The following is a 14,906-nucleotide window of genomic DNA, read 5'->3' as shown; positions in this document are numbered from 1 at the left end:
GCCTAGCAGGCTATTATACACTTTTTTCTGTTAATATAAAGTAAAGCAATCTGATTGTATAATTCGTGAAAATATACTTAGTTGGTGGTGCTGTTAGAGACACCCTACTTGGCATACAACCTAAGGATAAAGACTGGGTTGTCGTTGGTGCAACAGAAGAACAAATGATAAATAAGGGTTTTAAAAAAATAACGGCTAGTTTCCCTGTATTTATAAACCCTGAAACTAAAGATGAATATGCTCTTGCAAGAGCTGAGAAAAAAGTTGGCTATGGATACCATGCTTTTAAAGTTGATTCCTCAAAGAACGTAACTCTAAAAAAAGACCTCGAACGTCGTGATATTACAATAAACTCAATAGCCCTAGATCGACAAAATAATATTATTGATCCCTTCAATGGTCAGCAAGATATAGTAAACAAAGTTTTACGACACACATCTATTGCTTTTACTGAAGACCCGCTTAGAGTGATTAGGCTTGCACGCTTTATGGCTCAACTTTCTGATTTTAGTTTTTCTATAGCCCCAGAAACAAAAGAGCTTGCAAAACAAATAGCCAGATCTGGTGAGCTTGATTACCTAAAAAGAGAACGCCTATATGTTGAATTAATAAAAGCTCTTAAAAACCCTAAAATCTTTTTTGAAACTTTAGGAAATTTAAACTCTCTAGAAAAAGTATTCCCAAAAATTCTACACCTCCTACCTCGCTTGCATGATAATTTTTTCTTCAAAAATCCTATTTATATAAATGCTGAAAATATAGAGAAAATAACTTTGACCTTCATCAAAGCTAACTTAAAAGAATTGAATCATATAAAAAAAGAACTTTTATTAACAAATAAACAATTTAAGCTACTAAAAGCAACAATTCATATAAAAGAAATATTAGAAAATGTATCTATTACTGCTAAAACAGCTTTAATCCTCATCAAAGAGGCAAATATCTTACGCGATAGATTATTATTTGAACATAGCTATAATTTATATATGAAATATATCTTAATATCCGCTCCTTCTCACCAACCTAGAAATCACTATTTACTAAAAGAAACCATAAACAACTTAAGAAAAGTAAGTATCGAACAACTAACATTAAAAACACCTAAAAACAAACTTCACACCTCCGTAAATAAGCTCTATACAGATACTATAAAAAAACACCTAAATATATGATACAATTACGAAATCTTTCTGTTTGCTGTAAGGCTTATAATGAACAAATTGAACAACTACATTTTTCCTTTTAATGCCCTAATTTGCTTGGCAGTTTTGTGTATAGCACTTTTTATTGTCGCTTTTTTGGGCTGGAAACCTTGTCCAATGTGCTTACTACAACAACTATCCGTATTATGTATATTAATTTTGAGTGTGTTAGGATGTATTAAAAAAGACTCTAGAAATTTAAATATTTTTTTGCGAATAGCTATTATTATCATCATTATATTTGGTGTCTATATCGCCGGTAATCAGACATATATGCAATATTTTGACACCACTATTTCAAATTCTAATACGTGCGGAATAGTCGACAATCATTTTTTACTCACTGCAACTAAATCAATTACTGGTACAATTGAAAGTTGCTCAGATATTTCAGAACAAATATCTGGTATAAGTTTAGCAGTTTATAGCCTAATATTCTTTGTAACCATATTAGTAATCAATTGTATAAGCTTTTTTATAGATATATTTACATTAAAAGATTAGTAGGATAGGCTTGTGGATTTTCAAAAAACTTTTTTAAATATTAAACAAAAAATAAATTCAAATAAAAAATATTACTCTATTTTTGTCATTATCACTATTGCAATGGCTTGGTCACTCTTTGGCAAGCTAGGATTATCTTTAGCTATTGTCTACTTTATATTTCAACTTAATTTTATCCGTGCTCAACTAAATAAGTTAAAAAATAAAAGAACTGCTTCAGTTGCTGTCATTGTTGTAACTTTAATTTTATTTGGTGGAATATTTGGCTTTGCGGAATTTATCCAAAGCATGATTAAGAAAGGTATGGCATCTTTTATACCTCAGCCGGTAGCTGTAACATCTGCAAAAGTTGAAAAAACTGACTGGAAGCAAGTTATAAATAGCATTGGTGAAGCTCAAGCCATCCAATCTACAGAGATATCTTCTCAATCAGGCGGTATTGTTAGTGAAATCCACTTCAAAAGTGGTCAAGAAGTTAAAAAAGGGGATCTTCTTTTTAAGCTCGATACAAGCCAATTAAAGGCTAATCTTGAAGAAGCACTTTCAAAACTAAAGCTAGCTAAGATCACAACAGATCGTTATAACAAACTAGTCAAGCAAAGAGCAACATCAAAAGAATCTGCTGATAAAGCTAATGCTGACTACCTATCTGCTTTAGCTCAAGTAGAAAATATCGAATCACAAATAGCATTTAAAGAAGTAAAAGCTCCTTTTGACGGTAAGATCGGTATTAGAAATATCAGTTTAGGACAATACTTCAACAATGGTGATAATGCCGCAACACTCACAAAAGTTGATCCTATTTTCATTACATTTTCGATACCTCAAAATAAAGTAAAATTAATAAATTTAGGTCAAAAAATAAGCTTCTACTCAGATTCATACCCTGGAAAAGCTTTCCTTGCTAAAATTACTGCTATCAATTCATTTATTAATGATTCAAACAGATCAATAGTTGTACAAGCAACATATAAAAACTCTGATCATAAAATCGTTCCTGGAATGTTTCTTACTATACGCGTTAGTCTTCCTGTTAAAAAAGATTCGATTGTCATACCTAGAAATGCTATATCATACAGTCTTTATGGACAATCAGTATATACACTTAATCCCGTAATGAAAGATGGTCAGCCAGAAAAAGCAACTTATACTTCTACAGCAAATGGCGGTATGGAAACTATCCATTCCGACAAAACTTTATATAAAGTTGGACAAGAAAACATCAAAGTAACAGAAACACGAAACAACATGGCCTTAGTCACTGGGCTCAACCCTGGTGTAACAATTATCATTTCCGGTCAAAATAAAGTCCACAAAGGTATGAATGCCATTATCAACAATAGTGTGAAAATTAATAACAATATATACAATGAAGGAATTCAGTAATGCGGTTTATTGATCTTTTTATCAGAAGGCCTGTTTTATCACTTTCGATAAGCTTAATGATTATTGTTGTTGGTGTGGGCTCATTTTTTAATTTACAGATTAGACAATATCCTTATATGGATAGTGCAACAATAACTGTTACAACGGCATATCCAGGTGCTAACCCTGCGACTATTCAAGCTTTCGTTACCCGTCCTATAGAATCAGCTGTTGGGTCATCAAAAGGTATTGACTATATGACATCCTCGTCAGCTCTAGGCTCAAGTACTATCAATGTCTTTGTCAAGCTAGGATACAACACTAATGATGTCTTATCTGAAGTTGTTCAAAACGTCAACTCAGTCCTAAACCAACTTCCTCAAGATGCTTACTCTCCTGCCATAAAACTAAATCCTGCCGATAACTTTCCTTCATTAATTCTAGCTTTTACTAGTAGTTCAATGAATACATCGCAAATATCTGCATATATCAACTCAGCGCTAACACCTAAACTTCTTGCTCAAGGAGGACTATCATCTATAGATGTGTGGGGAAATCAACCTTATGCAATGCGTATTTATCCCAACAAAACACGCATGGCTGAATATGCTATCACACCTAGTGAACTAGCTAAAGCAATTGGGGCAAACAGCCTAGTCTCTGCCGGTGGGCAAATACAAGGGCCATACCTAAATTATACGCTTAATCCCGAAACAAGTATGTCTACAGCACAAGAATATAGAGACTTAATTATCAAGAAAAGTGATAATCAAGTAGTACGTCTTAAAGATGTTGCTAAAGTTGAGCTTGGGGCACAAGATTATAACTCCTCTGTTTCCTTTGATGGTGAAAATGCTGTCCTTGCTGGTGCGGTTGTATCCCCAGAAGAAAACCCTCTATCAGTGGTTGATAGATTAGTTAAAGAATTACCAAACATCAAAGCATCCCTACCCAATGGCTTAAATGTTAGCATTGCTTACAATCAAACCACATATATAGAAAGTTCTATCGATGAAGTTTTACACACCCTAATTGAAGCTATAATTATAGTATCAATAGTAATGTTTCTTTTCTTAGGGTCATTAAGGGCTATTATTGTACCAATCATTGCAATTCCACTATCGATTATTGGTTCATTTTTCTTAATGAGCCTCATGGGTTTTTCAATAAATCTTTTAACCCTACTTGCAATGATTCTAGCTATTGGATTAGTAGTTGATGATGCTATCGTTGTATTAGAAAATATCTACCGGCATATTGAAGAAGGGATGGAGCCTTTTGCAGCAGCCATCCGAGGAGCTAGAGAGATAGCTAATCCGGTTGTTTTAATGACATTAACACTAATTGTTGTATATGCACCTATTGGAATGATGGGGGGCTTTACAGGACAATTATTTACTGAATTTGCCTACTCTCTTGCTGGAGCTGTACTTATCTCAGGTATAGTTGCCTATACTCTATCACCTATGATGTGCTCAAGAGTACTTAACCGCCAGATGATGAATACCAAACTGGTTAAATTTATTGATGGAGTTTTTAGTAAGCTAACAGCCAAATACAAAGCTTTGCTTATATTTGTATTAGAGATAAAACCAGCTATTGCAATAGTCGGAATAATAGTTTTGGCTAGCTGCTTTATCATGGGTAAAGGTATCAAATCTGAGTTAGCTCCAAATGAAGATATGGGTTTCTTAGGAATTATGGGACAAGCACCATCATCTGCAAATATCAATTACTTAGAAGCTTTTGGTAAAAAATTAGCAACGACTCTTGATGATGTGCCTGGCAGGCAAAACACATTTATTCTTAATGGAGTAATGGGTTCTAATGTTATTTTTGGCGGTTTTATTATGAAACCTTGGGATCAAAGAAAAATCTCCCAACAACAAGCAGCAAACCTAGCTCAAGCAAAGGTTACTGATATTCCTGGTATTCAGACATACACATATCAGACACCTGCACTACCAGGTATCCCACGCGGCGCACCTTTATCTTTAGTTATTCAAAGTGTAAATGATTATGAAGCTATAAATGAAATTACAACCGACGTTATCGATAAAATGATGAAAAGCGGCTTGTTTGTATTTGCTCAAAGCGACCTAAAATTTGACAATCCCGTAGTTGATATAAATATTGATCGCGAAAAAGCAGGAATATTAGGCATTACAATGTCAGACATAGCTAAAACTCTTGGCTATTCATATGCTGGTGGCTATATTAACTACTTCTTTTTAAAAGGCTATAGCTTCCAAGTAATTCCTCAACTTGCTAGGAATGGAATGTTAACTCAAGAGCAACTAGGAAATATTTATATCCACTCAGATGCAATTGATGATTTATTTAACTCTGAATTACCACTATCTGCATTAGTAAGTTTCAAAACAGAAGGACAACCTCTAACTCTTAATACATTCCAACAGCTAAATTCATCAACAATTTCTGCTGTAATGACTCCAGGAGTAAGCCAAGGTCAAGCTATAGCTTATGTACAAAGCGTAGTAAAAAGCCAACTTCCAGAAGGTTTTTCCTACAACTTTTCAGGTTCTGCTCGACAATTCATAGAGAATGGTAATACAATGATGGTGGCCTTTAGCTTTGCCATTATACTCATTTTCCTAGCTTTATCAGCTCAGTTTGAAAGCTTTAGAGACTCTTTAGTTATTCTTGTCACAATCCCAATGGCAATATCAGGAGCTCTTATCCCTCTTTATCTTGGACAGTATGCTGGAGCTAGCTGGGCCTCACTAAACATATATACCCAATTAGGTCTAGTAACCTTAATCGGTTTGATATCAAAACAAGGTATTATGGTCGTTGAGTTTGCCAATCACCTACAAAAGCATAACGGTCTAAGCAAATATGATGCAATAATTACATCATCATCTCAACGTCTAAGGCCTATACTAATGACAGTATCAGCTATGGTTGTGGGAGTAATTCCACTTGTAACCTCGTCTGGTGCTGGCGCTGTAAGCAGAAACTGTATTGGTGTAGTTATTTCTAGTGGGCTTGTAGTTGGGGCAATATTCTCACTTTTTGTTTTGCCCGTTGTATATATGTATATAGCTACTGATAAATCAAAGTCCGTTAAAACCGATATTGAACAACAAGAAATAATTGATCAACTAGAAGATGATTCTTAATCCAATTTATGAGTAGCATAATATTCTTGTTCAAAACTTACAACTTCAATCAATACTTGGATAATTGCTAACTTTTTGTTATTCTATCTACTTTAGAATTTTATATAAGATCTTATGGATGAATCACATCTTCCAAAATCAAATTTAATGATTTTTATAGCATGGGCTATCTGTCTTGTTGCTACTCTTAATTATAGTTATGATTTTTTTATACGTGCTGCACCAGCGGTTATGGCACATGACTTAAAAAGTACTTTTAATATTGGCGATACTCAAATCGGCTGGCTTTCGTCAGCTTATTTCATCTCGTACACTTTGATGCAAATCCCTGCCGGAGTGATAATTGATAAATATAATCGCAAAATTGTTATCTCAATTGCTACGGGACTGTGTGTATTAGGTAACTATTTATTTTCAGTATCGAATTACTATGAAGTAGCATTTTTTGGTAGAATATTGATGGGTATAGGCTCAGCTTTTGGATTTATTGGTGCTGCGAAAATGGCTGCAATGTGGTTACCACAAAGATTCTTTTCAACATTCATTGGTTTTGCAACTATCATTGGTATTTTAGGTGGTCTAGCTACAGATATTCTACTATCTGATCTTGTGGTTAGCCTCGGTTGGAAAAAAGGTAATGATGTCTTTACATACCTTGGAATAATTTTATTTTTCCTAATAATTATATTTATTAAGGATAATACTAAACATGTAAAAAACTTCTCTCATTTTAGTGAAACCAGCTTTATTGAGACTATCAAGAAACTCCTTGTCATACTAGCAAATCCTAAATTCTGGGTTGCTAGTCTTATTAGTGCTGCTTTATTCATCCCTATCAATGTACTAGGTTCTTTATGGGGAGTTGGTTTTATTGAAAACAAACTCAACCTAACAGAAGCTGCAGCCGCACACCTCAACAGCTTTTTATTTATTGGTGCTGCAATAGGTTTTGGTATTTTTGGCATACTCTCTGCTTTCACCTCTCGCTTTAGGCTAATGCTAGTACTAAGTATTAGTGCATCAACAATTCTATTAGCTACCTTGATCTTTGCCCCTATGAACCAAACTATATTTATTATTTTATATTTATCTCTAGGAATCATGGCGGGACCTCAAGCGGTCACATTTACGATAGCAAAAGTTTTTTCTCCACCAGGGACATCCGGATCAAGTACAGCAGGTATCAATATGGTTAATAATTTAGCTCCTGTTATTTTGTTACCAACCATTGGATATATTTTAGCCAAATATGATTCAAGCGTTTCTAACAGCTGTAATGGCTCACCTAGTTATGAAAATGCATTTGGAATAATTGTCATTATACTTTTAGCTTGTTTGCCTTTAACTTTGTTATTACCCAAAAACATTAAAGTTTAAGCCAAATTAATAAGCTCATCAGGATAAGGATTCAAATAACTTTGCTTATTTAAATAAGGCAAATCTAATTCAAGTAAATACATCTTAATTATACCTACAGGAACATCCCAAGAAATTTTACAATCTTTATATTTATTCAAAATTTCTTGTAAATACTGCCGCTGAGATTTAGAAATTTTACGATTTATTTCACGTAATACATTTTGTAAAGCCATATAATGAGCACCTCGCTTAGCTGGTTTCTCTATAGCTTGCATAAATTGTTCTATATACTTTTGTTTAATTTCTCTAATATTAGCTTTATTTCCAGCCTCTGATAGCATATTACCCAGAATTTTCTTAGCTTTGTTATTATGCATCCGTAGCAATACTTTATGTTTAGAATGATATTCCATCATTTCGGTTATATTTAAACATGACATAAAATTTATTTTTAAATCATAATAACAAAATACCTTACGTAAAAAATGATCTCTGAGAACCTTATCAGTTAATTTACCATCATCTTCGATCGGTAAAAGTGGATCATATTGCCTCAAAGCTCTAACAAATAGACCGTCTGCTTTGATGCCAGTATATTTATGGCTCTCATCAAAGACCCTTGCTGTTTCAACCCCACAACTTGGTGACTTAGCTTTTAAAATAAACCCATAAACCATGCCTAAATCTGATATTATTTTATCACTAGCTTGATCAATTTGATGAGTTACATCAAAATGTGTTTTGTTAGTTTTAACTGCCAAAAGATTTTTTTGAATATTTTCAATTAGAAAAAGAGTTGTTCTAGGAACTCCTAGTCCCGCCGTTACTTCAGGACATACAATTTTGTAATCAAAATAGCTTGCATAGACTCCAGTTATATAAGATTTATGACAATTACCTCCGTTATAACGAACATTATTCCCAATTAAACAACTACTTACACCTAAAGGTATTTTATCCATAACATATACACCAAGATAATATATACTTATATCAAGTATAGTTTAGATAAAAAGATAATGAAAAGATTTATTTAAAAGAAGTCGCAATATCAAGAATTTCATCAAGGCGTTTATCAGTATCTGCAATAACTAAAATCATGATTTTACTATTTAAATTAAGATTACCTATACAAGTAATAATAACACCCTCGTCATCGCCAAGCTTATAGTCAATATCATTCAATTTAAGATAATTGTGATAATCACTTATAGATGAACCTTTTGGTACAGTAACATTATTATGCCCAACCCAAGGCTTATATTCACCATTACGAAGTTCATATGCTAAAAACCCCGCATATATAGCTCCTGTCTGACGTGCATTTACTTCTAATACATATGGTACTATTTGACCATTGATTTCACGAATAAGAAGATCGACACCTATTATTCCTCTGACACCCATTTCTCTTAATATCTCTGTCATCTGGTCACACATATCAATAACTGATGGTTCATCACTAAATCTAGATTTATATTTATTACCTAAATGTGTTTGGCCAGCCAACATTTGATCACTAAGCCCAAGACAAATATCATCTTCTTTATTATCTGCAATGCTTACCTGGAAAGCTGGAGATCCAAGATTATCAAGCCAAGGATCTATCATAAAAACTTCGACCCTTCTCATCAGTTTTAAAATAGCTCTTAACTCTTTTTCACTCTCAAACCTATGAATCCCATACCCTGAGCAAGCTCTTGGCATAATAACCGCACATTCATATATACCTTTATTTTCATATTCACGATATACTTCTAGGGCTTTTTTAGAATAATCATCGTCACTTACTGTAGATATAATATTTACACTTGGTACTAAAATGCCTTTTTCATGTAACATTTGCCTTAAGAAAGACTTGTCATTAAGAAACTGTGAAAGAGCCTCAGAAAGCCCATGATTTTTCTTGTACTTTATCCCTAAAAGTTCAATAGCCGTTGCTGCTGTAAATGGGACTAAATGTGTATATTCTGGATTACTAAATTCAGGAATTTGATCGGCAAAATTCATAACAATAGTCGAAAGTTTATAATTTTCCATAAGTTTGTCTACAAATATAAAATTATCCATACTAATATAGCTAAAACCAATTTCATTGAAATAATCAATCATCTTCTTAACTTCTGATTCAGTTTTTTTGGGCAAAATTATTTTATGATCCTTTGCTAAAAGACATAATGTGCGTGTGGCATATTTATTTACAAATGAGCTTACAAGCTTCGCTCCATAAATATCTGTAGTATTTGGTATATGAATAGCTTTCTTACCCCAAATTTTTTCAGAAATAACATTTGTTGCTTTAGTCACCATAGATTTATGTACCCTTTAATTGTTGTAATTTGCGTGTATTAGCAATAGCCTTAGCAAAGATAGTAGCTACAGAAGCTAATTTTTCTCTATTAATTTCAAGTTTTGAAATATCATAATTATGATCTAGCGTTGTAAGTTTAGATAAAAGATCTTTAGGAATATCAATACAAACTGCTTCTAACTCACAGACTAAGTAATGTGCTACAAGATGTTCAGCTAATATATATGGCTTATCATACTGTATTTCAATTCCAACATTTTGTAGCTCAAATGATAAAGCTTCTAAGAGATCTTTTGAGGCAAATATTCCATTACGTGCATCTCCTGTAAAAAGTTCTGTTACACGTTTCTCACCATCTTTGTGAGCATTCTTATATAGATCAATATACTTTTCAAGGGTGTCTGGGGTCTCTTTTATTGCTTCAGAATATCTTTCTTGAATTATGTTAGGAGAATAACTAGACATCGTATGTAAATCTATCGAAAGAGCTTTATAACCCTTAGCAATAGCTACAACGTGACATAGTTTTTGCATATATTGATTATATAAACTCACAATAGAGTCTTTTAGCTCAGGATGTTGGTCATAGTCTATAATATTTCTTATACAATTAGGGTACAACCTTCCAGCATCTAATATAGAGCGAGGGAAGCTTGGCTCAACAATCAACGTATATAAACCATAATCCGAATATAATTTTTGAGCAATAGCATGGCTAAGAGAGTGTGTTCCAAAATCATACTCTATTGAGAGAAAATCATCAAAATCTTCTTTACTTAATTTAACTAGCTGGCCGATAGCAGGAAAATCAAACTCAACAAAATTTTTTCCAAACTCAGCATGAGGACACGTTATAAGCAAGTCAAACTCATACGTCTCTTCGGTATAAAAGTATAATGTCGCACATTCATAATACTTTGTATAAATAGGTCTAGCTATCCTGCTCATTTAATCCAAAAAACTATATTTTTTATAATTTATAACTAATGCAAATGATTATAACAATTATAAAACTAATAATAAAATTCAAAATTCTTTATACTACTCAATAGAGATAAATAATTTTATAAAACATATGTTTTCAACAAATAAAAAAGAAGGCTCGATCCTAAGTTTCCTAGTTATATCTTTTGCAAGTTTCTTTGCTGTTTTTATGCTTGTGATATCTATATTTAGCTTCTATCAAGTCAAACACCAAAATGACACTCTCTTTGATTACCAACTAAAAACAGCTGCTCAAGTTATTGATACTGTTTTAAAAATATACCCTTTAGAAGATGATGAGAGTACCACCCACATGATAGCAAACAAACTATCAACCTCCTTCTTAAATATCAAAAACTATAATGATAGTGTCGGCTTTATCGTCTATGATGGTAAACATAAAGAATTATTACTTAAAACATCCAACCTTAATATTTCTGATGAAAAATATAAACAAATTATTTCAATGCCTGGTTTTGAATGGTTATATACAGTAGAAAATGGCAAACAAAAACAGTGGCAAACTTATACTATAAAAACAGATAGCAACGATATTATAACTGTCTTTGCAAACAATGCAGTAAAGAATAAGATATCACGACAAATAATTTTTAAACTTGCTATACTTCTGGCTGCCACATATATTGTACTAATTGCTTTTATTTACTATATTTTAAAAACAGCACTCCATCCCCTCGAGAGAATTAACAAACGTGTTGGTGAAATAAACCCCCGTAAAAATGAAAAACTAAATGAGAACATTGTCCCCTATGAAATCAAATCTATCGTTGAACAAATAAACTCTTTGATAGAAAAATTCCACCAAACACTCGAAAGAGAAAAACATTTCTCAGGAGATGCTGCACATGAACTAAAAACCCCTATAGCTGGTGTCAAGACACTGGTAGAAATAGCACTTACCTCAGATAATATAGATGAAATCAAACAAAAATTAGAAAGAATTAAAAACTTGACCAATAGATATTCTCATATAATTGATCAACTATTAACGCTAAGTAGAATCCAACCAAATGAACAAATTACTTTTGGTAAAAAATTAATGATTAATACAGTTCTTGAAACTTTAATCGCAGATAATGCTATGAAAGCCATTGAAAAAAATATTGAGCTATCTTTCTATCCTTGTGAAAAACAACTTTTTTGTTACAGCAATGATTATTTACTTAGGATTTTGTTCAAAAACTTAATAATGAATGCTGTCAAATATACCGAGCCTAATGGTTTAGTAGAAATCTATTCATATGCAAAAAACAACAATATTATAGTTGAAATAAAAGATAATGGCATCGGCGTTCCTACAGAAAATATTGGTCGAATTTTTGATAGGTTTTATCGTGAGACAGGTACAGGTGAAGAAGGAAGCGGACTTGGTTTAGCAATCGCCACAGAAATTGTCAGATTACATAATGGCCAAATTTATGCAAAAAATAATATTAAACAAAGTGGTATTACTGTTACAGTTAAAATTCCTATGGATAATTAAAGTTAGATGTACCTTTCTAAGGCTTTATGTATCTTTGAATCTACAAAATAAAAACCTAATTGTTTTAATCTTGTAGATTTAATATTCTGACTTGATAATAGCAACTCTTCTCCCATCTTACCAAAGATAAATTTAACAAGTGGTTCTGGAATTTTAATAATATATTTTTTTGCTAAATATTTTCTTAATAATTTAACCAAAACTATATGCTGTGATGCGTTTGGAGCAGTTATATTAAATATGCTTTTGCCATTGAGCTTCTTATCTATAATAAAATCAAAAGCTCTAACCAAATCATAAATACTTACCCAGCTCATATATTGCCCCCCTTCACCAAACATAGTTATAAAACCAAATTTAGCTGACATTGACATCTTTTCAAGCACTCCACCTTGACCAATTACAACACCAAAACGTAAAATTGTATATCTTTTCATCTCCGAGTCAATTAAGCACTTTTCCCACTGATCCACAACTTCTTGACCAAACGTGAGATTATCATAGTTTCTACTGTGATTATCCTCATCTTGCGATAGTTTGGAAAAGTTATAAAACCCTATAGCACTAGCATTAATTAACCAAATATTTTTTTCGCCAATCAATTTCACTAGCCTCTTAGTAGGATCAATACGACTAGATATTATCTTCTTTTCGACAGCTTTAGACCATCTTTTTTTTCCAATATTATAACCACACAAATTTACAACTATATCATATTCAGATATTAAATCTTGATCTAACATGTTCCAAGTAATCAGCTTGTGATACGCTTCTAAACTATTTTTATCAGACCTTGTTAAAAGAGATAATTCATGTTTACTACTAAGATATTTTGATAGCTCTCTACCAATGAAGCCTGACCCACCCGCTATTAATATTTTCATAAACACCTCTAAATAATTTTACCCAATATAGATATTATAAATATAAACCAAGACATATAACATCATTTGCTCTTAATATTTGTTATAATTTACTTGAAAAAAACTTAAAAATATGAAATTCTTCTAGCGTAGAAATATTTAGTTAAAATATGCTCTCTCAGCTATAATGCCAAATAATTCATCATATGGCTAAACTTAAAAAAATATAAATAGTAATCAAAAGCCTATATGCAGTTAGTTTAACAAATAATATAAAAGAGGTTTTCTTATGTACTGGGTCGAGATTCTATCAAGAGTTCAATTCGCCTTCACAGTTAGTTTTCATATCTTGTTTCCAGCCTTCAGTGTTGGGTTATCAACTTTTCTAATGATCTTTGAAGCACTATGGTTAATTACAAAAAAAGATAAATATTTATCAATTGTTAAGTTTTGGACAAAGATATTTGCCTTAACATTTGGTATGGGCGTTGTCTCAGGTATAGTTATGGAATTCCAGCTTGGGGCTAATTGGGCAGGTTTTGCTCAAAAAGTTGGTCCTGTACTTGGTTCTTTATTTACCTATGAAGTTCTAACTGCATTCTTTATCGAAGCAGGAGCTTTAGGCATTATGATTTTTGGTTGGGGTAAAATCAATAAACATGTCCATTTCATAGCAAACTTTACAATATTTGTAGGTGTTACCTTATCAGCATTTTGGATTTTATCAGCAAATTCATGGATGCAAACTCCTGATGGTGTGAAATATATAAATGGACAATTTGATGTCTATAGCTGGTATCACGTAATTTTCAACCCATCTGTAATACCTAGATTTATCCACATGCTTCTAGCATCATACCTAAGTACATTAGTGGTTATATTAGGGGTCAGTTGCTACTTTATTTTAAAGGATAAATTTCACTCTTTTGCAAAAACATGCATAAAATTTTCAGTAGTTTCAATCCTAATCCTAAGTTTCTCTCAGCTTTTTGTGGGAGATGAAGTTGGGCTTGAAGTTCATAAGCATCAACCACTGAAAACTGCTGCTATGGAAGGAGTATGGAATACACAAGAAGGTGCTCCTCTAGTATTATTTGCCTACCCAAGTGAGTCTCAAGAAAAAAATTTATTTGCTATCGAAATTCCTAAGCTAGCATCTTTAATAAATACGCATAGTTTAGATGGTAGATTAGTTGGTTTAAAATCTGTCCCAGAAAAAGATAGGCCTATAGTACCTGTAGTATTTTATAGTTTTAGAATAATGGTTGGTATTGGGTTATTAATGGTTTTAATTGGTGTAATTGGTACAGGCTTATTATTTAAGCAAAAGATATATAGTCACAAATGGTTCCTTAAACTCTGTACACTATCTACACCACTTGGGTTTGTAGCTATTATCACGGGATGGTTCACTGCCGAGTTTGGTAGACAGCCTTGGGTTGTATACAATATTCTCCGAACACAATACTCTGTAAGTGATATTAACTTCTGGGAAGTTTTCATATCACTTGCCTCAATTATAATTGTTTACTTCATTATTTTTGGATTCTTTTATTTTAAATACTTATTCAAAATTATTAAAGCTGGACCAGATACTGGGATTCAAGAGCGTATGCCATACTCATATTTTCAATCAGTTGAAAAAAGCACTAATAAAGAAGAGGAATAAAT

At 32.5% G+C, this 14,906-nt stretch carries 11 protein-coding genes; 7 read left to right on the top strand and 4 right to left on the bottom strand.

Annotated features, from left to right (window positions below):
* Positions 1 to 65: 65 nt before the first annotated feature.
* The 5 genes from ACR0PV_RS01015 to ACR0PV_RS00995 all read left to right on the top strand — a co-directional run bounded on the left by ACR0PV_RS01015 (position 66) and on the right by ACR0PV_RS00995 (position 7,591).
* A complete protein-coding gene (locus tag ACR0PV_RS01015) occupies positions 66 to 1,172 on the top strand; it encodes a CCA tRNA nucleotidyltransferase (protein WP_488173205.1) in 1,107 nt (368 codons plus the stop codon).
* A 39-nt stretch (positions 1,173 to 1,211) separates the two neighbouring features.
* On the top strand, positions 1,212 to 1,706 hold the full coding sequence (locus tag ACR0PV_RS01010) for a disulfide bond formation protein B (RefSeq protein WP_488173204.1): 495 nt from the start codon (positions 1,212 to 1,214) through the stop codon (positions 1,704 to 1,706).
* 12 nt (positions 1,707 to 1,718) lie between these two features.
* Positions 1,719 to 3,092 carry an efflux RND transporter periplasmic adaptor subunit gene (locus ACR0PV_RS01005; RefSeq protein WP_488173203.1) on the top strand — a complete coding sequence of 458 codons (1,374 nt, stop codon included), beginning with the start codon at positions 1,719 to 1,721 and terminating at the stop codon, positions 3,090 to 3,092.
* Complete coding sequence (locus tag ACR0PV_RS01000; protein ID WP_488173202.1) at positions 3,092 to 6,214, top strand: efflux RND transporter permease subunit; 3,123 nt, start codon at positions 3,092 to 3,094, stop codon at positions 6,212 to 6,214. The genes ACR0PV_RS01005 and ACR0PV_RS01000 overlap by 1 nt, the downstream gene beginning before the upstream one ends.
* Before the next feature lie 114 nt (positions 6,215 to 6,328).
* Positions 6,329 to 7,591, top strand: coding sequence for an MFS transporter (locus ACR0PV_RS00995; protein ID WP_488173201.1), 1,263 nt, complete (start codon positions 6,329 to 6,331; stop codon positions 7,589 to 7,591).
* On the opposite strand, the gene ACR0PV_RS00990 is transcribed toward ACR0PV_RS00995, so the two are convergent.
* From ACR0PV_RS00990 to ACR0PV_RS00980, 3 genes are all read right to left on the bottom strand, one after another.
* Positions 7,588 to 8,535, bottom strand: coding sequence for a YbgA family protein (locus ACR0PV_RS00990; protein ID WP_488173200.1), 948 nt, complete (start codon positions 8,533 to 8,535; stop codon positions 7,588 to 7,590). The genes ACR0PV_RS00995 and ACR0PV_RS00990 overlap by 4 nt on opposite strands.
* 67 nt (positions 8,536 to 8,602) lie before the next feature.
* The gene (locus tag ACR0PV_RS00985; protein ID WP_488173199.1) at positions 8,603 to 9,883 is read right to left on the bottom strand and encodes an ATP-grasp domain-containing protein; all 1,281 of its coding nucleotides are present in this window, start codon (positions 9,881 to 9,883) and stop codon (positions 8,603 to 8,605) included.
* A 4-nt stretch (positions 9,884 to 9,887) separates the two neighbouring features.
* Positions 9,888 to 10,832 carry a hypothetical protein gene (locus tag ACR0PV_RS00980; RefSeq protein WP_488173198.1) on the bottom strand — a complete coding sequence of 315 codons (945 nt, stop codon included), beginning with the start codon at positions 10,830 to 10,832 and terminating at the stop codon, positions 9,888 to 9,890.
* A 127-nt stretch (positions 10,833 to 10,959) separates the two neighbouring features.
* Between ACR0PV_RS00980 and ACR0PV_RS00975 the strand changes: the two genes are divergently transcribed.
* Complete coding sequence (locus ACR0PV_RS00975; RefSeq protein WP_488173197.1) at positions 10,960 to 12,372, top strand: sensor histidine kinase; 1,413 nt, start codon at positions 10,960 to 10,962, stop codon at positions 12,370 to 12,372.
* Positions 12,373 to 12,374: 2 nt separating this feature from the next.
* On the opposite strand, the gene ACR0PV_RS00970 is transcribed toward ACR0PV_RS00975, so the two are convergent.
* Positions 12,375 to 13,256 (bottom strand): TIGR01777 family oxidoreductase, encoded by an 882-nt coding sequence (locus ACR0PV_RS00970; RefSeq protein ID WP_488173196.1) that lies wholly within the window; start codon positions 13,254 to 13,256, stop codon positions 12,375 to 12,377.
* A 268-nt stretch (positions 13,257 to 13,524) separates the two neighbouring features.
* Here ACR0PV_RS00970 and ACR0PV_RS00965 point away from each other — a divergent pair, with 268 nt between their 5' ends.
* Positions 13,525 to 14,904 (top strand): cytochrome ubiquinol oxidase subunit I, encoded by a 1,380-nt coding sequence (locus tag ACR0PV_RS00965; RefSeq protein WP_488173195.1) that lies wholly within the window; start codon positions 13,525 to 13,527, stop codon positions 14,902 to 14,904.
* Positions 14,905 to 14,906 lie beyond the last annotated feature (2 nt).

The sequence above is a fragment of the Francisella sp. AG1 genome (assembly GCF_057683165.1).
The sequence above is the reverse complement of the archived record's forward strand: the minus strand, read 5'-3'. Positions and strand labels throughout refer to the sequence as shown.